The sequence below is a fragment of the Lentibacillus kimchii genome (assembly GCF_055381965.1).
In genome coordinates this window covers 1,833,145-1,859,433 of the sequence record NZ_AP043934.1, presented here as the reverse complement: position 1 = coordinate 1,859,433, position 26,289 = coordinate 1,833,145, and the positions used below count along the sequence as shown (strand labels likewise).

25 protein-coding genes are annotated in these 26,289 nt (G+C 42.8%); 20 read left to right on the top strand and 5 right to left on the bottom strand.

Annotated elements, in window-relative coordinates; all coding sequences use genetic code 11:
• Nucleotides 1-15: 15 nt before the first annotated feature.
• Together ACZ444_RS09950 and ACZ444_RS09945 are read left to right on the top strand one after the other, a co-directional pair.
• Entirely contained in the window at nt 16-993 is a 978-nt protein-coding gene (locus ACZ444_RS09950) for a class I SAM-dependent methyltransferase (protein ID WP_382358538.1), read from the top strand.
• Between the two features lie 23 nt (nt 994-1,016).
• Nucleotides 1,017-2,198, top strand: a complete 1,182-nt coding sequence (locus ACZ444_RS09945; RefSeq protein ID WP_382358537.1) for an acetate kinase — start codon at nt 1,017-1,019, stop codon at nt 2,196-2,198.
• A 74-nt stretch (nt 2,199-2,272) separates the two neighbouring features.
• Here ACZ444_RS09945 and ACZ444_RS09940 read toward each other — a convergent pair whose 3' ends face one another.
• Nucleotides 2,273-2,707, bottom strand: a complete 435-nt coding sequence (locus ACZ444_RS09940; RefSeq protein ID WP_382358536.1) for a universal stress protein — start codon at nt 2,705-2,707, stop codon at nt 2,273-2,275.
• A 129-nt stretch (nt 2,708-2,836) separates the two neighbouring features.
• Between ACZ444_RS09940 and ACZ444_RS09935 the strand changes: the two genes are divergently transcribed.
• The 6 genes from ACZ444_RS09935 (at nt 2,837) to ACZ444_RS09910 (ending at nt 7,262) form a co-directional block, all read left to right on the top strand.
• The gene (locus ACZ444_RS09935; RefSeq protein WP_382358535.1) at nt 2,837-2,989 is read left to right on the top strand and encodes a hypothetical protein; all 153 of its coding nucleotides are present in this window, start codon (nt 2,837-2,839) and stop codon (nt 2,987-2,989) included.
• Nucleotides 2,990-3,127: 138 nt separating this feature from the next.
• On the top strand, nt 3,128-3,886 hold the full coding sequence (locus ACZ444_RS09930) for an SDR family oxidoreductase (RefSeq protein WP_382358534.1): 759 nt from the start codon (nt 3,128-3,130) through the stop codon (nt 3,884-3,886).
• 132 nt (nt 3,887-4,018) lie between these two features.
• Nucleotides 4,019-4,699 (top strand): metal-dependent hydrolase, encoded by a 681-nt coding sequence (locus ACZ444_RS09925; RefSeq protein ID WP_382358533.1) that lies wholly within the window; start codon nt 4,019-4,021, stop codon nt 4,697-4,699.
• Between the two features lie 137 nt (nt 4,700-4,836).
• Nucleotides 4,837-5,592 (top strand): prepilin peptidase, encoded by a 756-nt coding sequence (locus tag ACZ444_RS09920; protein ID WP_382358532.1) that lies wholly within the window; start codon nt 4,837-4,839, stop codon nt 5,590-5,592.
• A 63-nt stretch (nt 5,593-5,655) separates the two neighbouring features.
• The gene (locus ACZ444_RS09915) at nt 5,656-5,877 is read left to right on the top strand and encodes a hypothetical protein (RefSeq protein WP_382358531.1); all 222 of its coding nucleotides are present in this window, start codon (nt 5,656-5,658) and stop codon (nt 5,875-5,877) included.
• 77 nt (nt 5,878-5,954) lie between these two features.
• The gene (locus tag ACZ444_RS09910) at nt 5,955-7,262 is read left to right on the top strand and encodes a DRTGG domain-containing protein (RefSeq protein ID WP_382358530.1); all 1,308 of its coding nucleotides are present in this window, start codon (nt 5,955-5,957) and stop codon (nt 7,260-7,262) included.
• Between the two features lie 140 nt (nt 7,263-7,402).
• On the opposite strand, the gene ACZ444_RS09905 is transcribed toward ACZ444_RS09910, so the two are convergent.
• Nucleotides 7,403-7,693, bottom strand: a complete 291-nt coding sequence (locus ACZ444_RS09905; RefSeq protein WP_382358529.1) for a YtpI family protein — start codon at nt 7,691-7,693, stop codon at nt 7,403-7,405.
• Nucleotides 7,694-7,826: 133 nt separating this feature from the next.
• Here ACZ444_RS09905 and ACZ444_RS09900 point away from each other — a divergent pair, with 133 nt between their 5' ends.
• On the top strand, nt 7,827-8,774 hold the full coding sequence (locus tag ACZ444_RS09900; RefSeq protein ID WP_382358528.1) for a DHH family phosphoesterase: 948 nt from the start codon (nt 7,827-7,829) through the stop codon (nt 8,772-8,774).
• Nucleotides 8,775-8,839: 65 nt separating this feature from the next.
• Here the strand turns inward: ACZ444_RS09900 and ytrI are convergent, their stop codons facing one another.
• A complete protein-coding gene (gene ytrI, locus ACZ444_RS09895) occupies nt 8,840-9,340 on the bottom strand; it encodes a sporulation membrane protein YtrI (RefSeq protein ID WP_382358527.1) in 501 nt (166 codons plus the stop codon).
• A complete protein-coding gene (gene ytrH / locus ACZ444_RS09890; RefSeq protein ID WP_382358526.1) occupies nt 9,340-9,672 on the bottom strand; it encodes a sporulation membrane protein YtrH in 333 nt (110 codons plus the stop codon). The genes ytrI and ytrH overlap by 1 nt, the downstream gene beginning before the upstream one ends.
• A gap of 183 nt (nt 9,673-9,855) precedes the next feature.
• Here ytrH and dnaE point away from each other — a divergent pair, with 183 nt between their 5' ends.
• The 8 genes from dnaE to ACZ444_RS09850 all read left to right on the top strand — a co-directional run bounded on the left by dnaE (nt 9,856) and on the right by ACZ444_RS09850 (nt 20,730).
• Nucleotides 9,856-13,194 (top strand): DNA polymerase III subunit alpha, encoded by a 3,339-nt coding sequence (dnaE, locus tag ACZ444_RS09885; protein WP_464433289.1) that lies wholly within the window; start codon nt 9,856-9,858, stop codon nt 13,192-13,194.
• Between the two features lie 197 nt (nt 13,195-13,391).
• The gene (gene ystJ / locus ACZ444_RS09880) at nt 13,392-14,630 is read left to right on the top strand and encodes an NADP-dependent malic enzyme (protein WP_382358524.1); all 1,239 of its coding nucleotides are present in this window, start codon (nt 13,392-13,394) and stop codon (nt 14,628-14,630) included.
• A 118-nt stretch (nt 14,631-14,748) separates the two neighbouring features.
• Nucleotides 14,749-15,369, top strand: a complete 621-nt coding sequence (locus ACZ444_RS09875; RefSeq protein WP_464433833.1) for a FadR/GntR family transcriptional regulator — start codon at nt 14,749-14,751, stop codon at nt 15,367-15,369.
• Between the two features lie 92 nt (nt 15,370-15,461).
• Nucleotides 15,462-16,322, top strand: a complete 861-nt coding sequence (gene accD / locus ACZ444_RS09870) for an acetyl-CoA carboxylase, carboxyltransferase subunit beta (RefSeq protein ID WP_382358522.1) — start codon at nt 15,462-15,464, stop codon at nt 16,320-16,322.
• A complete protein-coding gene (accA, locus tag ACZ444_RS09865) occupies nt 16,319-17,275 on the top strand; it encodes an acetyl-CoA carboxylase carboxyl transferase subunit alpha (RefSeq protein ID WP_382358521.1) in 957 nt (318 codons plus the stop codon). Before accD ends, accA begins: the two co-directional genes overlap by 4 nt.
• Before the next feature lie 255 nt (nt 17,276-17,530).
• A complete protein-coding gene (gene pfkA, locus ACZ444_RS09860; protein WP_382358520.1) occupies nt 17,531-18,490 on the top strand; it encodes a 6-phosphofructokinase in 960 nt (319 codons plus the stop codon).
• Between the two features lie 21 nt (nt 18,491-18,511).
• Nucleotides 18,512-20,272, top strand: a complete 1,761-nt coding sequence (gene pyk / locus ACZ444_RS09855; protein WP_382358519.1) for a pyruvate kinase — start codon at nt 18,512-18,514, stop codon at nt 20,270-20,272.
• Nucleotides 20,273-20,343: 71 nt separating this feature from the next.
• Nucleotides 20,344-20,730 carry an FxsA family protein gene (locus tag ACZ444_RS09850; protein ID WP_382358518.1) on the top strand — a complete coding sequence of 129 codons (387 nt, stop codon included), beginning with the start codon at nt 20,344-20,346 and terminating at the stop codon, nt 20,728-20,730.
• Between the two features lie 5 nt (nt 20,731-20,735).
• Here ACZ444_RS09850 and ytvI read toward each other — a convergent pair whose 3' ends face one another.
• Nucleotides 20,736-21,845 carry a sporulation integral membrane protein YtvI gene (gene ytvI / locus ACZ444_RS09845; protein WP_382358517.1) on the bottom strand — a complete coding sequence of 370 codons (1,110 nt, stop codon included), beginning with the start codon at nt 21,843-21,845 and terminating at the stop codon, nt 20,736-20,738.
• Between the two features lie 277 nt (nt 21,846-22,122).
• On the opposite strand from ytvI, the gene citZ reads away from it, so the two are divergent.
• The 3 genes from citZ to pnpS all read left to right on the top strand — a co-directional run bounded on the left by citZ (nt 22,123) and on the right by pnpS (nt 26,267).
• Complete coding sequence (citZ, locus tag ACZ444_RS09840; protein WP_382358516.1) at nt 22,123-23,238, top strand: citrate synthase; 1,116 nt, start codon at nt 22,123-22,125, stop codon at nt 23,236-23,238.
• A gap of 154 nt (nt 23,239-23,392) precedes the next feature.
• Nucleotides 23,393-24,664 carry an NADP-dependent isocitrate dehydrogenase gene (gene icd, locus ACZ444_RS09835; protein WP_382358515.1) on the top strand — a complete coding sequence of 424 codons (1,272 nt, stop codon included), beginning with the start codon at nt 23,393-23,395 and terminating at the stop codon, nt 24,662-24,664.
• 214 nt (nt 24,665-24,878) lie between these two features.
• Nucleotides 24,879-26,267 carry a two-component system histidine kinase PnpS gene (gene pnpS / locus ACZ444_RS09830; protein WP_382358514.1) on the top strand — a complete coding sequence of 463 codons (1,389 nt, stop codon included), beginning with the start codon at nt 24,879-24,881 and terminating at the stop codon, nt 26,265-26,267.
• The last annotated feature ends 22 nt before the right edge of the window (nt 26,268-26,289 follow it).

Below are 26,289 nucleotides of genomic sequence, written 5' to 3'. Positions count from 1 at the left end.
TCGGAGGATTGTGACATGGATCAATCAAATGTGGAATTATTGTATGAACCAATCGATAAGTTGACGGAAAGTCTGCAGCAGTCTACGAATCAAACGTATCTGGATAGTTTGATTACCACAATGGAGGCTGTATTTAACGCAAGTCTGCCAGAAGAGCTCGATGAAAGTATCAAACAAAATCTCCCGGCTATTCCGGATGCATCTGCTTATGAAATTGAGGATATCCGCAAAGCTGTTCAGATGGCAACTTTAAAAGGCATGAAAGGTGCTACACAAGAACAGCATCTAATGACGCCTGAAGCGATTGCGTTGTTTGTCGGGTATCTGGCTTCAAAAGTGACCGAAGGCCGGGAACATATACGCCTGTTTGATCCGGCGAGCGGCACAGGGAACTTGTTGACGACCGTTACGGAACAGCTCGAGAAACTTGAGGCTGTGTTTGCAAGTGAAGTTGATCCAACCCTTATTAGGCTGGCTGCTTTAAATGCCAACTTGCAGCAGAAGGAAATTGAGTTTTTCCATCAGGACAGTCTAGGGCCATTTTTACTGGATCCGGTTGATCTTGTTGTCAGTGATTTACCAGTCGGTTACTATCCCGATGATATTCAAGCTGACGATTTTGAATTAAAGGCTGATGAGGGTCATTCTTATTCACACCATCTGTTTATTGAACAGAGTATAAAATATACAAAGGCAGGCGGCTATTTAATCTTTGTTATTCCTGAATTTCTTTTTGACAGCGATCAATCTGATAAATTGCATGCCTATCTTCAGGAACAGGTCCATATTGTAGGTGTTCTGCAATTGCCGGAAACCGTGTTCAAGTCAGAAAAAAATCATAAAAGCATTATGATTCTGCAAAAGAAGGGACCGGACACAACTGCTGTCAAACAGCCGCTGCTTGCTCAAGTTCCGTCATTTAAGAATACACGAGCTATGAGTGATATTTTGTCACAAATAAATAGCTGGTTTTCCGAGAATATGACTAAATAACAGCATGAAGGGGGTTGAACAGCATGTCGAATGTACTGGCAATCAATGCCGGCAGTTCTTCGTTAAAATTTCAACTGTTTCGTATGCCCGACGAGACAGTTCTGGCAAAAGGACTTATGGAACGAATCGGACTGCCCGAATCGGTGTTGTCGTTTGAAGTTAATAATAAAGAGAAAAGCGTTCTGGAGATACCGGATCATGAAACGGCGGTTAATCACTTGCTGGAGAAGCTCTTATCAAGCGGTGTGATCCAGTCTATGAGTGACATCGATGGGGTCGGTCATCGGGTCGTCCATGGCGGAGAAAAGTTTGATGATTCAGTTCTTATTACAGATGACGTGATTAAAGCGATAGAAGAAGTTTCGGAGCTGGCACCATTGCATAACCCGGCTAACCTGACAGGTATCCGGGTGTTTCGGGAAATTTTGCCTGATGTGCCGATGGTTGCTGTATTCGATACGGCTTTTCATCAGACAATGCCGGAAAAATCCTATTTATATAGTCTCCCGTATTCGTATTATGAGGACTATGGTATTCGGAAATATGGTTTTCACGGGACATCGCATAAGTATGTTGCCCATCGAGCATCGGAAATGCTTGATCTCCCGCTTGACCAGCTGCGTCTCATTTCATGTCATTTAGGTAATGGTGCCAGTATTACCGCGATTGATAAAGGTGAATCGATTGATACATCCATGGGTTTTACGCCCCTTGCTGGTGTGACAATGGGAACGCGGTCAGGCAATATAGACCCGGCCCTCATACCTTACCTTATGGATAAAACGGGCAAAGATGCTGATGAGGTTATTAACGTGCTGAATAAAGAAAGCGGCATGCTGGCACTGTCCGGATTTTCCAGTGACCTCCGGGATATTGAGCAGAACGCTGATAGCGATGACCGGGCCGAATTAGCTTTGGAAGTCTTTGCAGAACGGATCCATAAGTATTTGGGGTCGTATGCAGCACGAATGTCCGGTGTTGATGCCATTATTTTTACAGCAGGTGTCGGCGAGAACAGTGATGTTATCCGGGAAAAGGTGCTGTCCGGGCTGGAATTTATGGGGATTTATTGGGATCCTGCCCGAAATCGTATACGTGGTGAAGAGGCATTTATCAATTATCCGTATTCGCCGGTGAAGGTTATGGTCATTCCAACCAACGAAGAAGTGATGATAGCGCGCGATACGGTTCGTCTCATCGGCTAGTGCGTTTAAGCGTCAAAGGGAATCTAAATGGAAGCCAGGCAGGCCCCGCTGCTTGCCCGGCCGTTTTAGATGTATCAGCGTACAACGAGGACATCGCACGTTGCGTATCTGGTAATATTCTCGGATACACTTCCGATCAGAAAACGTTCAACAGCGCCCATTCCTGTTGCCCCGCAAATAATTAAATCAGCTTGGAATGTTTCTGCAATATCTTTTGCAATTTTAACTTTCGGCGAGCCGAATTCAATAGATCTCTCTATATCCGTTAATCCTGCTTTTTTCGCCGTTTGTGCATAGCCGTCGACGAGATCTTTGGCATATTCCTCTGAGCGTTCTGCCAGCGTTCTGTCATAGGCTTCAGCGGTAGCGAATGTTTTAGAATCGACCACATGTGCCAAAACCATCCTGGCATCGTTGCGCTTAACAATAGCCACTGCTTTGTTGAATGCTTTTTCAGAAGCTTCCGATCCATCCACGGCAACCACAATTTGCTTATAATCCGCGTCCATTTTATCTCCTCCTTTTTTAAATCTAACACCATTTTTAACACTGTTGCAATCGTTTTCCAACAGAATTGGAAATAGTCTGCGGTTGTTTGAAGCTTAAATGTGAACATACTAAACGTGGAGGTGATAAGAATGGCTAAAAAAGACAACAAATCAGAAGAAGAAAAAGGCATCGATGCAGTCAAAAATCAATTAGTTGAAAGTTATCAAAAAGGTGTTATTGAAGACCAGGACAAGCTGGCCAATAACCGCGGTATTCACACGTATAATAACCAAAAGAATTAACAAATAAACAGAGGCTGGGACAAAAGACGCCTAATAAGCGTCTCTTTTGTCCCAGTCCCTGTATGTATGAGACGATTTCAAAACTGACTTGGCTGGCATCTCATGTTATGGTAACTATAAGGAAAGGAGGATGAAGCGATGGGTCATGCTCTTATAACAGCTGGGACGTCCGGATTAGGCAGACAAGTGGTGCAAAAATTTTTGGAAGCTGGGCATTGTGTTACGACTACTTATCACAATCATCCTGAGAAAGCACGCCAAACGGAGGAAGAACTGTCTCTATATAAGCACCTATTACATACTGAACAAGCAGATATTACCAATAAACAAGATATCTCCAGACTGGTAGATAGCGCTGTGAAACATTTTGGAGGTGTTGATTATCTGATTAATAATGCTGGTCCATTTGTTTTTGAACGCAAAAAGTTACTCGACTATTCTGATGATGAGTGGCATAATCTGATAAATGGCAATCTGAACGCTGCTTTTTATTTACTGAAACAGACAATTCCACATATGCGGGAGCAGCAGTTTGGCCGTATTATTAACTATGGCTACCAGGGAGCCGACAGTGCCCCCGGCTGGATGTATCGCTCGGCGTTCGCTGCCGCTAAAAGCGGTCTTGTTTCACTGACTAAGACGATAGCCTTTGAAGAGGCGAATCATCATATTACATCTAATATGGTATGTCCGGGCAATATTGCTGGCGAAATGAAAGAAGCAAGTATTGAAGAAAGCCGGCACAGGCCTAATGATGAAACGCCGATTGGCCGACCAGGAACAGGTGAGGATATTGCTCGGACAATTTTATACTTATGTGATCAGGATTCCGATATGATAACAGGAGCGGTTGTAGACGTCACTGGCGGCATTGACGTTATCAGCCAATATCGCTAAACGAATCTGCTGTCCAATTCACCTGTGAACACAAACTCTGATGATTAAAAAGAGATAAAAACGGGTAAAGTTATAAAAGGAATCTATGGAAAATAGAAGGTATAAGGTAATCTGAGAAAAGGAGCGATTTACATGCAAGTATCTTTCCATGGCCATTCAGTAGTACGAGTTAAAACAGATAAACATACAATCTTGATCGATCCATTTATTTCGGGAAATGACATTTGTGATCTTGATGCAGATACAGTTGAAACAGATGTAATTCTTCTGACACACGGACATGATGATCATGTCGGTGATACAGAGCAAATTGCTAAGCGTAATAATGCATTCATTGTAGCTCCAAATGAACTGGCCGTTTATCTAGGTGAAAAAGGTTTTAGCGCACATGGAATGAATATTGGCGGTTCCCATGATTTTGACTTTGGCAATGTTAAGTATACACAGGCATTTCACAGTTCCTCTTATACGAGCGAGGGCGGAAATGTTGTCTATACAGGAATGCCTGCAGGGATCCTGCTGACTATTGATGGTAAAACAATTTATCACGTTGGTGATACTGGCTTATTTAGCGATTTGAAATTGATTGGTGAAATGAACGATATTGATATCGCGTTTGTGCCAATTGGCGACAATTTCACCATGGGGCCTGATGATGCTTTAGTTGCCGCAGACTGGATCAATGCCAAGACGGTCGTGCCCGTGCATTACAACACATTCCCTGTTATTGAACAGGATCCAGATGCCTTTGTCAGCAAAGTGAAAACTGGTAAAGGTCTGGCCATGAAAGCCGGTGACTCCGTAGAGTTGTAAACTGTTAAAAAAACGTGAGTGTTTTGCTCACGTTTTTTTAATTGATATTTTAATCCCGTCAGGCTATACTATAATTGTAAATATCTGAAAAAACCTCGCATTTTCCTATTTTGTATACTGCGATAAGGAGCCCCGTTATGAATGATGTGCTAATCCTGCTATTTTTCCTCTTAGGTTTGATCTTCGGTTCATTTTTTAATGTTGTCGGTCTGCGCATGCCCCAAAAGCAGCCTTTTGCCAACGAACGTTCGATGTGTCCGGATTGCGGACATCTATTGGCTTGGTATGAGTTGATACCTCTGTTGTCCTACGCCGTTCAGCGGGGGAAATGTAATCAATGCCAAAGACATATCTCGATTTTATATCCTGTTATAGAACTTTCTGCTGCTTTGCTTTTCGCGCTGAGTTACATTAAGACAGGGTTAAGCTGGGAATTACCAGTCGCATTGCTGACTGTAACTCTCCTTCTCATTGTGTTTGTTTCTGATATCAGGTACATGCTTATTCCCAATCGGCTGTTAGGCTTCTTTTTGCCGTTTTTGGTTATAACGCGTGTCATACAGCCGCTTGACCCCTGGTGGTCTTCTGCAGTGGGAGCATTGATGGGGGTTATAATAATTGCGCTTATTATTCTCATAAGTCGTGGCGGTATGGGAGGTGGTGACATGAAGCTGTTCGCTTTACTGGGGATTGTTTTAGGTTTTCAAAAGACATTATTGGCTTTGCTTCTTTCCAGTGTCATAGGTGCGCTCATTGGAGGTGTATTATTGGGGCTGAAACGTATTAATCGTAAACAGCCAATTCCATTTGGGCCTTTTATTGTAATGGGATCCCTTATAAGCTACTTCCAGGGAGATTTTTTATTGGCGTGGTATTTACATAATCTGATTTAAAACGGCCGTTCTGTTTCACCTTTCTTTTTCATAAATTAATAGAAATGAAAAGAGGTGAGAATTATGCGTTACTATGCCATATTGCGTTTACTTTTAGGAGGTTTCTTTCTTTACATTGCCTGGCCTGCAATTCCAGAGGCGATAACGCAGGAAGCCATTTTATTTTGGGGGCTATGGCTGGGTTTTCTGTTATTGGTTATTGGATCTAATCTGGCCTCACTTTTACAAATAACCGACCCACCTGTAATGGAACAGGATAGGGAGCTTCTCCAAGAAAGGGCTTAACTATTGAGGTTCGGCTGTATCAACTGTATAATTGAAATGAGACAAAAAGATTAGTACAGTTGAAAGCAGGTGTCCAGTTGGCAACAAAGCATGAACAGATTTTACAGCATATTTTATCGCTGGAAATTGGTTATAAAATTTCAGTCAGGCAGATTGCCAAAACGTTGAACGTGAGTGAAGGAACAGCTTACCGAGCTATTAAAGAGGCAGAAAATCAGGGGATTGTCAGCACCATTGAACGTGTGGGAACTATTCGGATTGAACGAAAAAGTAAAGATAATTTTGATAAACTGACGTATGCCGAGGTTATAAAAATTGTCGATGGACAAGCGCTTGGAGGCCATCAGGGACTGCATAAGACCTTGAATAAATTTGTTATAGGGGCTATGCAGCTTGATCCCATGAAGCGCTATACGGAAGCAGGATCATTGTTGATTGTCGGCAACCGTGTAGAAGCTCATGAAATGGCACTGAACGAAGGGGCAGCTGTTTTAATTACGGGCGGTTTTGATACAAATGAGACTATGAAAAAGCTGGCCGATGAAAAGCAGCTGCCGATTATGACGACCAGTTATGACACGTTCACGGTAGCAACTATGATTAACCGAGCTATTTATGACCAATTGATTAAAAAGGAAGTCATATTTGTCGATGATATTTATACACCGCAGGAACAATCGTTGCGTTTGTATATGACAGATACCTTAGAACGCTGGTATGCGTTAAACGAGCAATCAACTCACACCAGATATCCTGTTGTTGATGACAAAGGGCGCGTCGCTGGTATGCTTAGTTCAAAGGATATTATCGGAAAAGACAGGCAGATACGTATTGACAAAATTATGTCCCGGAATCCAATCGTTGTCCAGGAAAAAACGTCGCTCGCGTATGTGGCTCATATGATGGTATGGGAGGGAATTGAAGTCGTGCCGGTTGTTGATCCTTCCAGCAAACTGAAAGGCGTTGTTTCCCGGCAGGATGTTTTGCAAGCTCTGCAGCAAATTCAGCGGCAGCCACAAGTAGGGGAAACCATCGATGATATTGTTGGACGGCAGCTGTCCTCCCCGGAAAGCGATGAAATGGCTTTCCACACACAGGTGACGCCGCAGATGACGAATCAAATCGGGACGCTGTCGGATGGGGTGTGCACATCCCTTATGACGGAAGCGAGCAGCCGGGCCTTAAGCCGTCAAAAAAAAGGTGATCTTGTTGTGGAGAATCTAACAGTATACTTTTTAAAGCCGGTGCCCATTGACAGTAAGGTAACGATTAAGCCAAAAATACTCGAAGCTGGACGCATTTATGCTAAAGTGGATGTGGAAATGTTCAGCGGTAATAATATGGTTGGGAAAGGTTTGCTGATGACTCACCTGATCGATAGGTAACGGCTGTGGCGGATGTGCTATCAACACGTTTATTTGAAAGGATCGATTGTTGCCCCGCAGAAAAGTCTGGCAAGAGTTTGGTTGGACTTTTTGCCAGATCGCGGTACATAAGAGCGCTTATGGCTTAATGATAATTGCTCTCAGGTATTCAAACGTCTCCATTCTTTCCGGTAGTGCTTCGCTTCTTTCATACCTGAATATAAATGCACCACACCGAAAAATAAAAAAACGATGCCGATAAATAATGCCAGCTTTGTCTGGTAAAAGATATATTGATTAATCGCAAAAAAGAACAGGAGACTGCCAAGACAAATACGTGATTTGGCATTAAAGTAAGCTTGTGTCAGCCCATCGTCACTTTTTAGGATAGCTACTTTGTAATAAATCCAGAAAACGACTGACAAAACAATTATAATAGGAAAAATAATCATGCAAATCTGCTCCTATACTTAATAAGTCATTGGCCAATTTAGATGATAATGCCAAAATAATGCATAATTTAATTGTAGCTTGTTTTGCTTTAAAAGAAAAGTAATAAATTTGTGAATCAGATAGGAGAGTATTATGACTATACAGGCAATTGTTGATGCAATTAAAGAACATCAAACGATTATTATTCACCGTCATGTCAGACCTGATCCTGATGCGTACGGTTCTCAAGCCGGACTCAAAGAATTAATTTCGGGTTCATTTCCGGATAAACAAGTTTACTTAACGGGAGAAACGGGTCCAGGACTCGAATTTTTAGCTGAAATGGATCCTATTGATGATTATATGTATCAAAACGCCCTTGTCATTGTTTGTGATACAGCCAATACTGCCCGTATTAGTGATCAGCGCTATCATATGGGAAAGAAATTGATAAAGATCGATCACCATCCCATTGTGGATGATTATGGTGATGTATCATATGTCGATACGAGCGCCAGTTCATCCTGCGAGATAATTTATGATATTTATCAATTTGCTAAAGATCAGGGCTTCACATTAAATGCTGAAGCAGCGCGCCTGATTTACGCCGGTATAGTAGGTGATACAGGCCGGTTTTTATTCCCGAGCGCTACTAAAAAGACGTTTCAGCATGCTGCGGAACTTGTAGCGTATAACTTTGATCGTCCCGGTCTTTATGATGGCCTTTACCGTACCAGCCGCAATATCGCCAGACTGCAAGGATATATCCTGCAGCATTTTGAGCTCACTGGGTCTGGTATGAGTTCGATTAAATTAACGAAAAATACTTTACAGGAATACGATGTCAGCCCGATGGAGACGGGTCAGCTTGTAGGCGTTCTGGGAGATATTGCCGGTATTAAGGCATGGGTCCTTTTTATTGAGGAAGATGACGAGATTAGAGTGCGGCTCCGTTCAAAAGGGCCAGTCATTAATGATATAGCTGCTAAATATAATGGCGGTGGCCACCCAATGGCATCGGGAGCTTCGGTTAAAACATGGTCGGAAACAGAGCAGGTTCTAAAGGATCTGGATGACGTATGCATGTCTTATAATCTATAGATATAGCGAGAGCGAGCTATCCATGCGAGAGATAGCTCGCTTGTATCACTTTTTCAATCGGCCTCTTAAGTAGCAATATCAGCATTAACAGTTATTTTTACAGTTTGGTGAATAACAAGGGTATCAACGCTGAATTGGTAGGTGAAATCATCAACCGTATAATCTCTGTCTTCAATCGTTGCTTTTAACAGGCTATCGCTTTCTGAAATGATGGATACATTTTTTCCTACAATATGATTAATCTCATGTTTGATTAACTCTTCCATGTCATGGATGATTAAACTGTCCGGCAGTTCGTCTTCATTTGCGATCGTAATCTCAATGGTTTCCACTTTGATGGACTCCTGGGATTGCTCATCAAGGTTCTTGTTATCCTCGAGTAACGCATCATTCTGATTTTTTAATTCCGAAACGTTCGCTTTTAAATCACGGTTTTCTTCCAGAAGTTCGCCATACATTGTCCCGTGCATATAGATGAATAAACAATAAGCAATAACAGCACCGACAAACGTGCCAACAAAAAAACGCTGCCAGGTGGCTTTTTTGTGGTATGGTGGAATATGCATTAACGGATACTCTCCTGAATCAGCCAGCTTAATAGGACGAGGCCTGCTTTAACACCACCCATAGCTGTTAAAATTAACAGAATTTGTTTAAGAAGATCAAATGTTGATCCATCCAGGATCCCTTTTTCAAAATTTGCTATGGCATCAAAAGTCCCGCCTATGGCAGCTACAATGGCCCAGATTCTTAACCGGTCAGCAATCCGGTTGATTTGGGTGAAAGGGGCATCGCCTGTAATAAACGCACCAATACTGCCAATAATAGCTCCACCTACGATGACACCAAATGCAATAAAAAAACAATGAATGAGCTGGGCGATAAATCGTTCTTCCATTAGGCTCGCTCCTTGTCCATATACTGTTTCATTTTATGATGGCGATGGACAGAATATGCCTGAGGTAAACATATTAATGGATGCAGTTTTGGATCGGATTAGCTATAATAGAGTTAAGAGTGAAAGGAAAGATGGGATCGTATGTCTTTTACACATTTACAGGTCCACAGCGGTTACAGTTTTATGAGCAGCACCATTACGATTGACAAATTGGCTGAAAGGGCCCGCGAATTGCAATTTGAAGCCCTTGCACTTACAGATGAACATGTTTTATATGGCGCTGTCCCTTTTTACAAGGCTTGTCAGAAAAACGGGATCAAACCAATCATCGGTATGCATGTGAGGGTGAATACGAATGGCAGTGAACCGGACTTGTGTCTGTTGCTTGCTAAAAACAATCACGGGTACGAGAACTTAATCCGTTTAAGCACTCATATTCAATTATCGCAAAAAAAGAGTATTTCAGCTGAGGCGTTAACATCTTATAATGAGGATCTCATTTGCATTGTGATAACCTATGATTCCAATATTGGTTCATTGCTGCAGAATGCTTCTTTTGACCAAGTCAGCGATTATCTCGTGAATTATTGGCATATGTTTGCACAGAGTGATTTCTATCTTGGTGTTCAGGATCATGGCATCCCGAAGGAGCGTATGATCAGTGAATCGATTAAAGCCTTCCAGGAAACATCTCAGACCAAAGCGGTATTACTTAATGACGTCCGCTATTTGAATGAAAAGGATGCTGTAGCCTACGATTGTTTGCGTTCTATGAAACATGATGAAACATGGCCGCTGCGAATAACGGATATAAGTGTCAAACAGCGCCATTTGCGTCCCGCCGCTGAAATGGAACAACTCTATGGAGATGAGTGGCCCGGGATTGTTCAGGAGACTGCAAATATTTCGGGCAGGTGCGATGTTACCCTGAACTTTGATAGACACATGCTTCCATCTTATCCGGTATCGGAACAGCTTGATGCCCATACTTATCTGGAGCAGCTGTGCTGGGAAAATGTCAAACAGCGCTACACTGCTGTCAACAGTGACATCGAAAAACGTCTTACATATGAACTGCGGACTATTCAATCGATGCAATTCAGCGATTACTTTTTAATTGTTTGGGATTTTATTAAATATGCTAAAGATCAGGGGATTCTCGTCGGGCCTGGGCGTGGTTCAGCAGCCGGATCTCTGGTTGCGTATGTGCTTGGCATCACTGAGGTTGACCCAATGGCTCATAATTTATTGTTTGAGCGCTTTCTTAATCCTGAGCGTGTAACGATGCCTGATATTGATGTTGATTTTTCGGATCACAGGCGTGATGAAGTGATCGATTATGTTCGTGCTAAGTATGGTGACGATCATGTAGCGCAGATTATTACATTTGGAACGTTTGCAGCCAGATCACTATTGCGTGAATTGATTAAGACCATGGATATCGACCGGCAGGATGCAGCGTTTATCTTAAAGTATATCCCTGCACAGGCAAATCAGCCTATTGCAGCTTATATCAAAGGATCAGAAGAATTGCAGCAATATATCAAACAATCAGATAAACTGAAATTGTTATTTACGATTGCAGCTAAACTGGAAGGACTTCCGAAGCACATGTCCACCCATGCTGCTGGCGTTGTCATCAGCGAAGAGCCACTCATTCATCATGTTCCGTTAACGGTGGGGACTCATGAGACCTATTTGACTCAGTATGCGATGAATGATCTGGAAGCTGTCGGGCTCTTGAAAATGGACTTTCTGGGACTGCGCAATTTGACACTTTTGGAACGCGTATTGCAGACAATTCGCTATACCGGAAACGGCACGATGACCCTGGAGGCTATTCCTGATGAGGATGATGCGACTTACGCGATGCTGCGGCAAGGCAGAACGAATGGTGTGTTTCAATTGGAGTCACAGGGTATGAAACAGGTGCTGAAAAGGCTGAAACCGACCCATTTTGAAGATATTGTGGCTGTCAACGCGTTATACCGGCCGGGGCCAATGGACAATATACCTGTTTATATCAACCGTAAACACGATCAAGAGGCAATTAATTACCTGCATCCGGATCTGGAACCGATTTTAAAGGAAACCTATGGTGTTCTGATTTATCAGGAACAAATTATGCAAATAGCACATCAGATTGCTGGATTTTCTTTAGGACGGGCCGATATATTGCGACGGGCAGTCAGTAAGAAACAACAGCAGGCGATGAATGAACAGCAAACGGCATTTATTCAGGGCTGTTTGGCACAAGGCTACAGTGACGTTATTGCCAGGGAAATATTTCAGTGGATTGCTAAGTTCTCTAATTACGGTTTTAACAAAAGCCATGCGGTTGCCTACAGTAAACTGGCCTATCAGCTTGCTTATTTGAAAGCTCATTATCCTAAAAGCTTTTTCGCTGAACTTTTAAGTTCGACAGCCAATCAGCAGTATAAGCTGAATCTGTATATTAAAGAATTGAACGCGACTGGACTGTCTTTGGCACCACCATCGGTTAACAACAGTTATGGTAAATATTCGGTGGAACGTCAGCAAATTCGTATGGGATTTATGGCGATAAAAGGAATTGGTTATCAAGTCATCAATGAAATTATCCGCGTACGACAGGATGGTGTTTTCAAAAGTTTGTTTCACTTTTGTTTACGTGTATCACTGACAGTTGTGAACCGCCGAACTATGGAAACGCTGATCATGGCAGGTGCTTTTGATGAGCTTCATGCAAATCGCGCAAGTCTTTTGGCTTCACTTGATCAAGCTATGGAACAGGGCGAACTTTTTAAGGAATTCAATAGTCAGACTGATTTGTTTCAGGACAAGCTTGACATACAAGAGCAATACGTAGCGATTGATGATTTTAGTCTGATAAAGAAACTTCGCGATGAAAAGGAGCTGCTTGGCCAATTTGTTTCCAGTCACCCGCTGACCCATTACAGGGCGATGCTGAAAAAAGCTGGTTATGCCGCTATGGAGGATGGTCCGAAGCTTACAAATGAACGGCATGCGAAAGGTGCAGCCATTGTACAGTCGATTAAACCCATTCGGACAAAACGGGGTGATCCGATGGCGTTTGTGACTATTGGTGATGAAACGGGTGATATGGAGGCAGTAGTTTTTCCGGAGTTATACAGAGACATCCACCGCTGGCTTTCGGAAGACATGCTGATTATGTTTGCTGGCAGGGTTGAAAACCGGAATGGTCAGCAGCAATGGATCTTATCGAGTGTGGAGATGTTCCAGGAAGCGGATTGGCAAATTGATCAAAGAAAGCGTTTGTTTATTAAAATCACTGAAGCTAATGATCACCATGCCTTGTCAGCTATCCAAGCCATCTCTGATCAATACCCGGGCCAGACACCAGTCATTATTTATAATCCTAAAGAAGGTGCTGCTTATCGCCTGTCCCATGCCTATTTGCTGGAACCGGATGAGCCATGTCTGGAAGCTTTGCGGTCCCGATTTGGAACCGCCAATGTTGTGATTTCGGAGGATAAGGATGACGATCATTTATCAGAATAAGACGGGGCGTGAGGTGTGTGAAAGCTAATTTTTCTTCTTTACACAAACAAGCGATTTGTTATAATGAAAACATTAAGTGGTCAGACCACCTGATTCATAAGATTTTCATAAGCTCTTAGCTTCTGGAACTTGTAAAGGTGGGTCTAGCGGCTGGAATAGTTATATTGTTTTGGACACCTATTAAAGGAGTGATGAATTTGGCAGACTTAAGAGATGAAGCATTGCATATTCATAAGATAAACAAAGGTAAACTGTCAACTGAGGCGAAAGTGCCTGTCCGTAATGCACGGGATTTGAGCTTAGCCTATTCGCCAGGGGTAGCAGAGCCGTGCAAGGAAATCTATGACCAGAAAGAAGCTGTTTTTGATTATACCATGAAAGGCAACATGGTAGGCGTTGTCAGTGACGGATCAGCAGTACTGGGACTGGGGAACATTGGAGCAGAAGCGTCATTGCCTGTTATGGAAGGCAAAGGCGTTTTGTTCAAAAGTTTTGCTGGAGTGGATGCGTTTCCAATCTGTTTAGGTTCACATGATGTTGAAAAAGTTATTGAGACTGTGAAACTGCTGGAGCCGACATTTGGCGGTGTCAATCTTGAAGACATTGCGGCACCAAACTGTTTCATTGTCGAAGAACGGCTGAAAAAAGAAACAAGTATTCCGGTCTTTCATGATGATCAGCACGGAACAGCTATCGTTACAGTTGCCGGACTGATCAATGCGCTGGAGCTGTCCGGCAAATCCTTTTCTGATATAAAAGTTGTTGCGAATGGAGCAGGCGCTGCCGGCATCGCTATTATCAAACTTCTGCATCATTTTGGTGTGCGTGATATGATTATGTGTGATTCAAAAGGTGCTATTTTTGAAGGCAGATCATATGGCATGAATGACGTAAAAGAAGATGTTGCCAAAATGACCAACAAAGATAAAGAAGAAGGATCACTTGAAGAAATCTTGACAGACGCGGATGTCTTTATTGGTGTATCGGCTGGTGGTTTGCTGTCCAAAGAAATGGTCGAGACCATGCATGATGATCCGATTATTTTTGCTATGGCCAATCCTGAACCGGAAATCATGCCTGAGGATGCCAAAGAGGCCGGTGTTAAGGTTATTGGGACTGGTCGTTCTGATTTTTCCAACCAGGTGAATAATGTACTCGCATTTCCAGGTATTTTCCGGGGAGCTCTTGATGTGCGGGCGACTCAGATTAATGAAAAAATGAAGGTGGCTGCAACTGAAGCGATTGCGTCGCTGATTACAAAAGATGAGTTATCTGAGGATTACGTGATACCGGCACCTTTTGATCCGAGAGTTGCACCACTTGTTGCTTCCCGTGTTGCTCAGGCGGCAATGGATTCAGGCGTGGCAAGAATGAATGTTGACCCTGAAGCAGTAGCTGAGAGAACCCGCCATATGACACAGATTGATAAAACGTGATGCTAACATAACGTAATCTGCAGTTCTTGAACGGCTGGATCGGTTCTCACAGATCCCGCTCAATCGTTCAGGAAAATAATGCATAACGTCCTGCAAAGGGGTGATGACGGCTGTGACTATGTCGCTGGAACAGAAAGTATATCAGGGTGTTCTGCAGGAAATCCGCAAGTATATTGATGAACACGATTTACAGCCAGGTGACAAATTGCCATCTGAGCGTGAACTGTCGGAAAACTTGCAGGCTGGCAGATCTTCCATTCGGGAAGCACTAAGAGCCATGGAACTACTGGGATTAGTTGAAACAAGACATGGCGAAGGGACATTTCTGAGCGACTACCGGCCGTATCACTCAGTTGAGGTGCTGTCGTCATTCATTTTGCGGGGGGCAAATACACGTAATGATCTGTTGTTTGCCAAAAAAATCATTGAAAAAGAAGCGGCGAGAATTGCATATAAGCATATCCGCCAAGATGATATTGATACGCTGTCGGCGATTACCTGCGACAATACATTGAGCAGTAATGAGAAACATGCAGCTTTTTTTCAGTGCCTGTTTCGCAGAACGGAAAGCCTGTTGCTTGCTAAGGTCTGGCAGCTGATGGATGCGTTTTCTTACACGATTTCCAGCCTTGCATATAATCCGTCTTTTTATCAGAAACTCATAAATCTTTACCAAACAGGGCGCTTTGATGAGATTGAACGTTTGTTTTATCAACTGCCGGCCGAACAAAACGAATGACATTTTGTTGACAGGCTATCGCAGTTTTGGCAGTTTATTAGTATAGTGACCAATAGGTGTCTCGTTCTGTTGCGAACAAAGGAGGAATAATCTTGCTTAAAGATTTTTTTGGCAAGAAAAGGAAATATGCCACCGTTCCTAATGAACAAAGCAAGCTGGATATACCGGAAGGCCTCATGAAAAAATGCGACAATTGTCATAAAATCTATTATCGCAAAGAAATGAACAAAAATTTAAATGTTTGTCCCAACTGTGACTATCATCATCCTTTAAGTGCCTGGGATCGGATTCACAGCTTAGTTGATGAAGGCACATTTACGGAATGGGATAGTGGCCTGACGTCCGCTAATCCGTTGGAATTCCCTGGATATGAGGGAAAAATAGCCAAAGACCGCGAAAAAACTGGTTTAAATGAAAGTGTCGTATGCGGCAAGGCTTCTATAGGCAACCAGTCAACTGCCCTGGCAGCTATGGATTCCGGGTTTCGTATGGGAAGTGTAGGATCGGCCGCTGGTGAAAAGATTGCTCGTGCGATTGAACAGGCTAATGAAGAGTCACTCCCATTTATTATTTTTACAGCCTCTGGCGGTGCAAGGATGCAGGAGGGTGTTTTAAGTCTTATGCAAATGGCCAAAACATCGGTTGCTGTGAAACGTTTTTCGGAAGCTGGTCAGCTGATGATTTCTGTTATGACCCATCCAACAACTGGTGGGGTATCAGCCAGCTTTGCCTCAATTGGTGATTATAATTTTGCTGAGCCAGGTGCCCTGATTGGGTTTGCTGGACGTCGCGTTATTGAACAGACAATTAATGAGGAGCTGCCGGATGATTTTCAGACAGCGGAATTTCTGTATAATCATGGTCAGCTGGACAGTATCATTCATCGGCATGATATGACATCTACTCTAGAAACGTTGCTCTTGATGCATCAGAAGGGCGGGGAACAGACATGAAGGATGCCTTGGATTTTGAAAAGCCAATTGTGGACTTGAAAGACAAAATTGAAGAACTGAAGACCTTTACAGCCGACAGTGATATTGATTTGACTGAGGAAATTAAAACACTGGAAGAACGTCTGGAAACACTGGAAGAGGATATATACGGTAATTTAGAACCCTGGCAGCGTGTCCAGATGGCGCGTCACCAGAAACGGCCAACAACTTTGGACTACATAGAGGAACTGTTCACGAATTTTATGGAGTTTCATGGTGATCGCTTATACGGGGATGACGAAGCAATCGTGTCAGGAATCGCTCTGTATCAGGATACCCCAGTTACAGTCATTGGCCATCAGCGAGGTCGTGGAACGAAAGAAAATATTCGCCGTAATTTTGGTATGCCGCATCCTGAAGGGTACCGGAAAGCGTTGCGGCACATGCAGCAAGCTGAAAAGTTTCACCGTCCTATTATTTCTTTTATTGATACGAAAGGTGCTTATCCAGGCAAAGCTGCCGAAGAACGCGGTCAAAGTGAAGCAATTGCCCGAAATTTAGTGGAGATGGCTGGCCTTAAAGTTCCGATTATTTGTATCGTCATTGGTGAAGGCGGAAGCGGCGGAGCTCTCGGCCTGGGTGTCGGTGACCGTATTCATATGCTGGAAAATTCAACTTATTCAGTTATTTCACCTGAAGGAGCAGCTGCTTTGCTATGGAAAAACGCTGATCTGGCACAGCAAGCAGCCGAAACAATGAAGATTACGTCTTATGATTTAAAAGAATTGGATGTTGTTGATGAGGTTATCCCAGAACCAAAAGGCGGTGCTCATCGTGACATCAAAAATCAGGCCGCCTCAATTGATGCTGTTCTGGCCAAATCACTGCAGGAAATGTCAGAACTGTCGACGGATGAATTACTTGAAGCAAGATGGGAAAAATATCATAAAATAGGTGATTATCAAAACACTTAATCAGAAGAGAGGTTGACATGAGTCAGCCTCTTTCACGCTTAAGCGTACTAATAACGAGATTTGTTGCTGGTGATAATTTGACGTTGATTAAAATGATTGCTGTTTGCAGCGATTTTGATTAATTTGGATATAGTGGTTAGATGATCTGCATCGGCGTTACATATCTGTAATCAGGTTTTTAGTTGTGTTTATGTGTTCGCAGGAACGATTCAGGTTCTCAGAAGACGAATGAAATGAGTGGGGTGAAAGGACAGTATGAAAAAACTGGGTGTCTTAACGAGCGGTGGCGATGCACCGGGTATGAATGCTGCCATACGCGCAGTTGTGAGAAAGGCTATTTATCATAATATTGAAGTGTTTGGCATTCATAATGGATTCCAGGGTCTTATCGACGGTCATATTGAACAGATGGATATCGGCTCGGTCGGTGATATTATTCAGCGCGGCGGAACGATTTTGCATTCAGCAAGATGTGAGGCGTTTGTAACAGATGAAGGGCAAAGTAGAGGAATCGAGCAAATGGAAAAGCGCGGGATTGAAGGCTTGATTGTAATTGGTGGTGATGGAAGTTTTCGGGGTGCCCAGGCATTGAGTGAGAAAGGGTACCCTTGTATTGGCATTCCTGGAACGATTGATAATGATATTGCCGGTACTGATTTCACAATTGGGTTTGATACAGCACTGAACACAGTGATCGAAGCAATTGATAAAATACGGGATACAGCCTCATCGCATGAACGGACATTTATCATAGAGGTTATGGGCCGGAATGCTGGTGACCTCGCACTTTGGGCCGGATTGGCTGATGGTGCAGAAAGCATTCTTATTCCGGAAAAACAGGATGCGATGGAAGACATTATTGACAGGTTGAAGCGTGGACAGGAACGTGGCAAAAAACACAGTATTATCATTCTTGCTGAAGGTGTTGGAAGTGCGTTTGATTATGCCGATGACATTAAAAGGACAGCTGATCTGGAAACACGTGTAACGGTGTTGGGCCATATTCAGCGTGGCGGTTCTCCAACAGCTTCAGACAGAGTGCTGGCAAGCCGTTTAGGTGCAGAGGCTGTCGATCTGCTTCAAGCCGGCCAGGCTGGAAAAGTAGCAGGTATTCAGAACAATCAATTGGTACACCATGACATTTCAGATATTTTGAGTAAAAAACATACCATTGATATGAACATGTTTCAATTGTCCAAGGAATTGTCAATATAACGTTTGTAAGGAGGAACTGGAATGCGAAAAACAAAAATTGTGAGCACGATTGGTCCGGCATCCGAATCGATTGAAACATTAACAAAGTTAATTGAGGCTGGAATGAATGTTGCCCGTTTAAATTTTTCACACGGCGATTATGCAGAACATGAACAGCGGATTCGAAACATTCGCGAAGCTGCAGCTAAAACAGGAAAAACAGTTGCGATTCTTCTTGATACGAAAGGGCCTGAAATCAGAACCGGAACATTCAAAAACGGTGAAGCCGAAATAGAAAAAAACAGTATCGTACATGTAACGATGGATGATGTCGAAGGAACCTCAGAACGCTTCTCTGTTACTTATGAAGGGCTGATGGATGATGTGCATGCCGGCTCAAAAATCCTGCTTGATGACGGTCTGATTGAATTGGAAGTGTTGTCGGCTGATACAGAGAATAGAGAGGTCAGAACGAAAGCTTTGAACTCAGGCACCATTAAGAATAAGAAGGGTGTCAATCTCCCGAATGTTCATGTCAATTTACCTGGCATAACTGATAAAGATGCTCAGTATATTGAGTTTGGCATTGAACAGGACGTTGATTTTATAGCAGCTTCTTTTGTTCGCCGTCCATCTGATATACTGGAAGTGCAGAAACTGCTTGAAGAACATGATGCAACACACATTAAAATTATACCTAAAATTGAAAACCAGGAAGGTATTGATAATATTGATGCGATCCTGGAGGTTAGTAACGGACTGATGGTGGCGCGCGGTGACCTGGGTGTGGAAACACCAGCAGAAGATGTACCGCTTGTGCAGAAGAAACTGATTGCGCAGTGCAATACGGCTGGCAAACCAGTTATAACAGCCACCCAAATGCTTGATTCCATGCAGTGGAATCCAAGGCCTACACGGGCTGAAGCATCCGATGTAGCTAACGCTATTTTTGATGGGACAGATGCCATTATGTTATCCGGCGAGACGGCAGCGGGAGACTATCCGATTGAGTCAGTACAAACAATGAGCAATATAGCTATAAAAGCGGAAACTGGACTCGATCATCAGCTGCTTCTTGATGATCGTTCAAAATGGGTTGATATGACGATCACTGATGCAATCAGTCAGTCCGTAACACATACCGCAATGAATTTATCGGTAAGTGGTATCATTACACCGACTGAAAGCGGACATACGGCCAGAATGATTTCGAAATACCGGCCGGAAGCCCCCATTATTGCTGTTACGTTTCATGAAAGTGTTAACCGGCAATTATCATTAGTATGGGGTGTTCATGCCGTTGCGGGCAGTAAAGCAGGTTCCACCGATGATATGCTGGACATAGCGGTGAATCAGGGACTGAATACAGCGCTGTTTGACCGGGGCAGCAGAGTGATTATTACAGCCGGCGTTCCACTTGGTGAAAGCGGCACGACTAACTTAATGAAAGTCCATGTCATTGGAGATGTCATGGCTAAAGGGCAAGGAATTGGACGAGGCAGTGCCTATGGAAAGGCGGTTGTTGCTGAAACAGCTTCTGAAGCAATTGAAAACCTTTCGGAAGGTGATATTCTGGTAACGCGTGGGACAGATCGCGATATGATGGAAGCAGTTGAGAAAGCCGGCGGCATTGTCACTGAAGAAGGCGGCTTAACCTCCCATGCGGCTGTTGTTGGATTAAGCCTGGGGATACCAGTCATTGTAGGTGTTGAAAATGTATCCGATAAAATTCACAGTGGAACAGATATTACAATTGATGGGGCCAAGGGCGACATCTATGAAGGCCATGCCAAAGTATTATAAATCGCGATTATTGTCACACATTAACGCTGCTGCCACTGTGAAAAGGTTATAATATGAAGGGGGAGCGGACGATGCAATGGTTAATTCTTGCTTTTATTATTATACCTGCGATTGAAATTGGTGTATTTATTTGGGCGGGCGGTATCATTGGCCCGATATGGGTTGTAGCATTAATTATTTTTACAGGTATCGCCGGCGTAGCTCTTGCGCGAAGAGAAGGTCTTGACGCGTGGCGTCGTGCCCAATTGGCGATCAATAATCGTCAGCCGCCGGGCAGGGCTATCGTGGATGGTATTTGTATCTTTACTGGCGGCATTTTTCTGTTTGCGCCTGGTTTTATTACCGATATCGCAGGATTTATGCTGGTACTTCCCTTTACAAGGGCGCCGTTTCAGCGAATGGCGGAACGATTTCTGCGGAAACGTGCAGCCAAAGGCACCATTATTTATCGAAAATAGTAATATTATGATCCTTTAATAAAGTGAAATGCCTGATGGAGAACACCTGCTTGATAAAAGGCAGCTCCGATAATCACTAGAAGAGGACCGATTAACAGTCCAAATGCTCCCCATACCTGAAGAGCAATGAACAGCGTGACAAGTGTCACGAGTGGGTTTGAACCAATGCCATCTGACACGAGTTTTGGCTCCAGAGCCTGTCTCTGAACGGCGATGATCATATATAAAATTGTTAAACCAATTGTGAGAGAATAATCGCCAGTCAAAAATAAATAAATGATCCACGGCATGAAAATAAGCCCTGCCCCGATAAATGGCAGTATATCTGCTAAAGCAGTCAACAGCGTAATTGTCAGTGCATAGTCAATTTGTAATATGAGCAGACCAGTCAGGGCAGTGACAGCCGTCAGGGTTATTAGCAAGAGCTGAGCTTTGATATAACCGGTAAAGATTTTTCGCAGATGATACCAGACACGAGTGTTTGCTTCAAATAGGCTTCGGGGAACGATTCTTTTGCTTTGAGCAAGCAGCAAATGCCAATCTTTCATTATGAAATAAGCACCTAAAATGGTGAACAGCAAGAATGTAACAGAACCTGGCAGTGACGCTAATGCATGTGATAGTTGTGTTAGGACATAATTAAGCATATCTGAACCAAGTGATGCAAACTGCTGAATTAATTGGTGAATCGTATTAGTTATACTTTCCTGTTGTTCAGGATTCAGTGTCTGAAAGAAAGACGTTACGTTTTGATATAATGGCAGAAGGTACTGATTAATCAAATCTTCTACTAACGACATGAATGATTGAATATGTTTCGGAATTGCCTCGGCCAAATAAGATGTCCCGTGTACGAGTTCAGAAATGAAGATAATCATTAATCCAATGAAACTGGCGATAGTAATGAACAGCACGCTGAACGATGCAAGGCCACGTGGCATGTTCAATCTATTTTCTAAATAGGACACAACTGGGTTCAAGCAAAACACAAGAATGGCTGCCGCTAAAAATGGATAAATGTAAACAGCAGTGTAGTGTATCAGCATGCCGACAGCAATAATTGCTGTTAGGACAATCCCGCTTCTTAAAAGCTGGTACATGCGCTTTTTGTACAATTCAATGCCACCCTTCAGCCTTAAAAATGCTTGTACTGTTTTATTTATGATTGGAAACGGGAAAGTAGACTAATAAGTCAGCTTTTACAAATTCAGGATTTTGTCTCGTTTTGATTTTGCACCAAAATTTAATTTTATCGGTTTCAATTCACAATACGTTGATTTTATTTTATAATTGGTTTTAAGGACCCTGTTATCTGTAATGAATTGTCATGTTTAATAACTGGTAACTTAATCCTGACGTATTGAACAATTTGTGAAAAGGAGAGGGTTTGTGATGTCATCACAAAAAGGGTTAGAAGGAATTGTTGCGACGGAAACATCGATAAGCTCTATTATCAATGATCAACTGACGTATGTTGGTTATAAAATTGATGATTTAGCCGAAAATTCCAGTTTTGAGGAAGTTATTTACTTATTATGGCATTTAAAAATGCCAACACAAGCAGAACTGGATGAGCTCAAGGCTGATCTGACTGCCAATATGAACTTGGATACGGCTGTCATTGATCACTTGCGGTCATATGATTTATCAAGCGTCCATCCAATGGCAGCATTACGGTCAGCTGTTTCCATCCTTGGACTGTATGATAAGGAAGCAGATGTTATGGATGAAGCGGCGAACCAGCGCAAGGCAGTCCGTATTCAGGCGAAGATCGCGACGATTGTTGCCGCATTTGCCCGTATCCGCAAGGGGCAGGATCCTGTTGGACCGAAAGAAGATCTCAGTTTTGCAGCTAATTTCCTCTATATGCTGAATGGCAAAGAGCCAGAAGATGTAGAAGTGGAAGCTATCAATAAAGCGCTCATCTTACATGCGGATCATGAGCTGAATGCCTCAACGTTCACTGCGCGTGTATGTGTCGCGACATTGTCGGATATTTATTCCGGCGTGACAGCTGCAATCGGTGCGTTAAAGGGACCATTGCACGGCGGTGCTAATGAGCGTGTCATGGCAATGCTTACGGATATTGGCGACGAAGAGAATGCTGTTCCCTATATTAAAGAAAAGATCGCCAACAATGAAAAAATTATGGGGATGGGGCATCGTGTCTATAAAAGTGGTGACCCGCGGGCTAAACACTTAAAACGTATGTCTGAGAGATTGACCAAACTTACCGGTCAGCCCAAATGGTATAATATGTCTGTAAAGATCGAGGATTTTATTAAAGAAGAAAAAGGTCTGCCGGCTAATGTGGACTTTTACTCAGCATCTGTTTATCATAGCCTGGGAATCGATCATGATCTGTTCACACCACTGTTTGCAACAAGCCGTGTTTCAGGCTGGCTGGCACATATTCTGGAACAATATGATAATAATCGCCTCATCCGTCCGCGTGCAGAGTATGTGGGTCCGGACACACAGGACTATACAGCCATTGAAAACCGCTAAATAAATCACAGTGAAATTCAAAGAAACCTGCTCCAAAACGGCTATTAGCCGTCTCCAGTTTAACAGCAATAGCTGGAAATTAAGCCGCCTATTAACCAAGTGGCGGGTATTGTGGTAGACTGGTGATGCATGATTAAGAACAGGAGGTAGCAATATGACACAAGCCGAAAAAATTACAGTTGAGAATGGAAAGATGAATGTCCCGAACAAACCAATCATTCCATTTATTGAAGGTGACGGGACCGGCCCGGATATTTGGGCGGCCACTAAGCGTGTCATCGAAGCAGCTGTTGACAAAGCTTATAATGGTGAAAAACAGATTGAATGGAAAGAAATTTATGCTGGTCAGAAATCATATGATAAAAGTGGCGAATGGCTTCCGGATAACACACTTAATACGATTAATGATTATAAAATCGCTATTAAAGGTCCGCTCACAACACCAGTCGGCGGAGGCATCCGTTCATTAAACGTTGCGCTCCGGCAGGAATTGGACTTATTCACATGCCTGCGTCCAGTACGCTATTTTTCAGGTGTCCCGTCCCCGGTCAAGAACCCTGAAGATGTCGATATGGCCATTTTCCGTGAAAACACGGAAGATATTTATGCAGGTATCGAGTGGCAAAAAGGAACAGACAGTGTGAAAAAAGTTATTGATTTTCTGCAAGATGAAATGGGCGTTGACAGTATCCGTTTTCCTGAAACATCCGGAATTGGTATTAAGCCCGTATCTGAAGAAGGAACAAAACGTCTGGTACGAGCTGCAATTGACTATGCACTTAACGAAGGACGCCAGAATGTTACGCTGGTACATAAAGGTAACATTATGAAATTTACGGAAGGGTCCTTTAAATCATGGGGCTATGAAGTTGCCGAACAGGAATACGGTAATAAAGTCTTTACATGGGCTGAATATGACCGCATTGTTGAAAAAGATGGAAAAGAGGCAGCCAACAAGGCACAGGATGAGGCCGTTGCAGCCGGAAAAATGATTGTTAAGGATGCTATTGCGGATATCTTCCTGCAGCAAATTCTGACCCGTCCGAAAGAATTTGATGTTGTTGCTACGATGAATCTGAATGGTGACTACATTTCCGATGCTCTGGCAGCACAGGTAGGCGGCATTGGTATTGCTCCAGGCGCTAATATTAACTATGATACTGGTCATGCCATCTTTGAAGCGACACACGGAACAGCACCTAAATATGCCGGTATGGATAAAGTGAATCCATCTTCTATGATCCTGTCGGCTGTATTGATGCTTGAACATCTCGGGTGGCGTGAAGCAGCCGATCTTATTACTAAGGCAATGGACACTACCATCGCATCAAAAGTTGTTACTTACGATTTTGCTCGTATGATGGAAGGTGCTGCGGAAGTTAAAACGAGCGGATTTGGTGATGAACTGATTAAAAATATGGATTAATCGTCGAATCTTACTAATCAGCTATGCAACCAAGACGTCGTCCAAACATGCTTGCGTAAGTGAAAAAGCTTCTTTTTGCCTGTTGGTGAGAAGAAGCTTTTCATTTATAATAGCTTCACATCACAGCGTTAGATTTTATATGTTTAACAGCGTCATTTATCACATTCCGGGTTAAAACAGTCCGGGAAATGGGTTATAAATTGGAGCATCCGACATGATGAAGCCATTATTCACAAAACCATTAATTTCTTATCACGCAAGTCTGATTCTGTTGGTAGCAATAACAAGTTTTGCGCTAAGCCAAATTGTGAATGATTATATCATTCTTATTTCGATTATGATTGTGGAATATGTCATTTTATTAATTATTATGCTTCATGTATATGATAAACATATGAAGCCAATCGTCAAAACATCCCAGACAGTTGATGAACTTGTGAAAGGCAATTATCGGGCACGAGTTCATGATACTGCCGGCGGTCGTATAGGCGAACTTAATTATAAATTAAATATATTGGCACGCAATCTCAGTGAATTTCAGATTCAGGAACAGCTGCAGGAAGAACAGTTGTCAACATTAATTGATAATACAGCAAGTGGTCTGGTCTTGATTGATGAAAAAGGGTTTATCCATTTAGTCAATCGCAAATTTTTAATCATGTTTGAAGGAAATACGCACGATTATCATGGGTATCTATACTATGAAGTTCTGGCGAATGAAACGATTCAAAAAACTGTGCTTGATACATTTTTATATGAAAGAAATATGACTTATTCATTCACCCAGTTTGTTGGTATGGAGAAAAAGTATATTGAAATCGTCGGGGCTCCTATATTCAATGAACGTGAGATGCTGAAGGGCGCTGTTCTTTTGTTATATGACATTACCCACTTAAAGAGACTTGAATTGATGCGTAAGGATTTCGTAGCTAACGTTTCACATGAGCTTAAAACTCCTATGGCATCCATGACAGGCTTTGCGGAAACGTTATTGAATGGTGCTAAACATGATCCTGAATCACTGGATCGGTATTTGACGATTATTTATGATGAGAGCAGCCGGATGGAGGGGCTGGTTCAAGATTTACTGACTCTGTCCAAATTGGAAAAAGAGGAATTTCAAATCACCTGGGAAACAGTCGATCTAAACCAGGTTGTCAGTGACATCAAACCGCTGATCAGCCAGAGTGCTGAACAAAAAGAAATTACGCTGACATTTGATTTAGATGAAAATCTGATACTTCAAACAGATAGTGAACATATGGAGCAGATTTTGATTAATTTGCTGATAAATGCTATCAGTTACACGCCAGAGCAGGGCAAGGTGGATTTGATTCTTAAAAATGAAGATGACAACATTCATTTCAAAGTGAAGGACACTGGCATTGGCATTCCGGAAGAAGCTATCCCCAGAATTTTCGAGCGTTTTTACCGGGTAGATAAAGCACGCAGTCAAAATACTGGCGGTACGGGGCTTGGTCTAGCGATTGCTAAACATATTGTTGAAGTCCATGATGGCAGCATTACTGTGGAAAGTGAACTTGAAAAAGGATCTGTTTTCGATGTCTACTTACCAAAAGAAGAGGATCCGGCACTCTCGTAAAGGGAGTGCTTTTTGTTAGATT

Excerpts from the sequence above, each read along its gene's own strand:
- ACZ444_RS09930 (WP_382358534.1), top strand. The coding sequence starts at position 3,128 with ATGGGTCATGCTCTTATAACAGCTGGGACGTCCGGATTAGGCAGACAA.
- ytrI (WP_382358527.1), bottom strand. The coding sequence starts at position 9,340 with ATGCATATTCCACCATACCACAAAAAAGCCACCTGGCAGCGTTTTTTT.
- ACZ444_RS09950 (WP_382358538.1), top strand. The coding sequence starts at position 16 with ATGGATCAATCAAATGTGGAATTATTGTATGAACCAATCGATAAGTTG.
- ACZ444_RS09920 (WP_382358532.1), top strand. The coding sequence starts at position 4,837 with ATGAATGATGTGCTAATCCTGCTATTTTTCCTCTTAGGTTTGATCTTC.
- ACZ444_RS09905 (WP_382358529.1), bottom strand. The coding sequence starts at position 7,693 with ATGATTATTTTTCCTATTATAATTGTTTTGTCAGTCGTTTTCTGGATT.
- accA (WP_382358521.1), top strand. The coding sequence starts at position 16,319 with ATGAAGGATGCCTTGGATTTTGAAAAGCCAATTGTGGACTTGAAAGAC.
- ACZ444_RS09900 (WP_382358528.1), top strand. The coding sequence starts at position 7,827 with ATGACTATACAGGCAATTGTTGATGCAATTAAAGAACATCAAACGATT.
- pyk (WP_382358519.1), top strand. The coding sequence starts at position 18,512 with ATGCGAAAAACAAAAATTGTGAGCACGATTGGTCCGGCATCCGAATCG.
- ACZ444_RS09935 (WP_382358535.1), top strand. The coding sequence starts at position 2,837 with ATGGCTAAAAAAGACAACAAATCAGAAGAAGAAAAAGGCATCGATGCA.
- ACZ444_RS09850 (WP_382358518.1), top strand. The coding sequence starts at position 20,344 with ATGCAATGGTTAATTCTTGCTTTTATTATTATACCTGCGATTGAAATT.
- ACZ444_RS09875 (WP_464433833.1), top strand. The coding sequence starts at position 14,749 with ATGTCGCTGGAACAGAAAGTATATCAGGGTGTTCTGCAGGAAATCCGC.
- pfkA (WP_382358520.1), top strand. The coding sequence starts at position 17,531 with ATGAAAAAACTGGGTGTCTTAACGAGCGGTGGCGATGCACCGGGTATG.
- pnpS (WP_382358514.1), top strand. The coding sequence starts at position 24,879 with ATGATGAAGCCATTATTCACAAAACCATTAATTTCTTATCACGCAAGT.
- ytrH (WP_382358526.1), bottom strand. The coding sequence starts at position 9,672 with ATGGAAGAACGATTTATCGCCCAGCTCATTCATTGTTTTTTTATTGCA.
- ACZ444_RS09925 (WP_382358533.1), top strand. The coding sequence starts at position 4,019 with ATGCAAGTATCTTTCCATGGCCATTCAGTAGTACGAGTTAAAACAGAT.
- ACZ444_RS09945 (WP_382358537.1), top strand. The coding sequence starts at position 1,017 with ATGTCGAATGTACTGGCAATCAATGCCGGCAGTTCTTCGTTAAAATTT.
- icd (WP_382358515.1), top strand. The coding sequence starts at position 23,393 with ATGACACAAGCCGAAAAAATTACAGTTGAGAATGGAAAGATGAATGTC.
- dnaE (WP_464433289.1), top strand. The coding sequence starts at position 9,856 with ATGAGCAGCACCATTACGATTGACAAATTGGCTGAAAGGGCCCGCGAA.
- ACZ444_RS09940 (WP_382358536.1), bottom strand. The coding sequence starts at position 2,707 with ATGGACGCGGATTATAAGCAAATTGTGGTTGCCGTGGATGGATCGGAA.
- ACZ444_RS09915 (WP_382358531.1), top strand. The coding sequence starts at position 5,656 with ATGCGTTACTATGCCATATTGCGTTTACTTTTAGGAGGTTTCTTTCTT.
- citZ (WP_382358516.1), top strand. The coding sequence starts at position 22,123 with ATGTCATCACAAAAAGGGTTAGAAGGAATTGTTGCGACGGAAACATCG.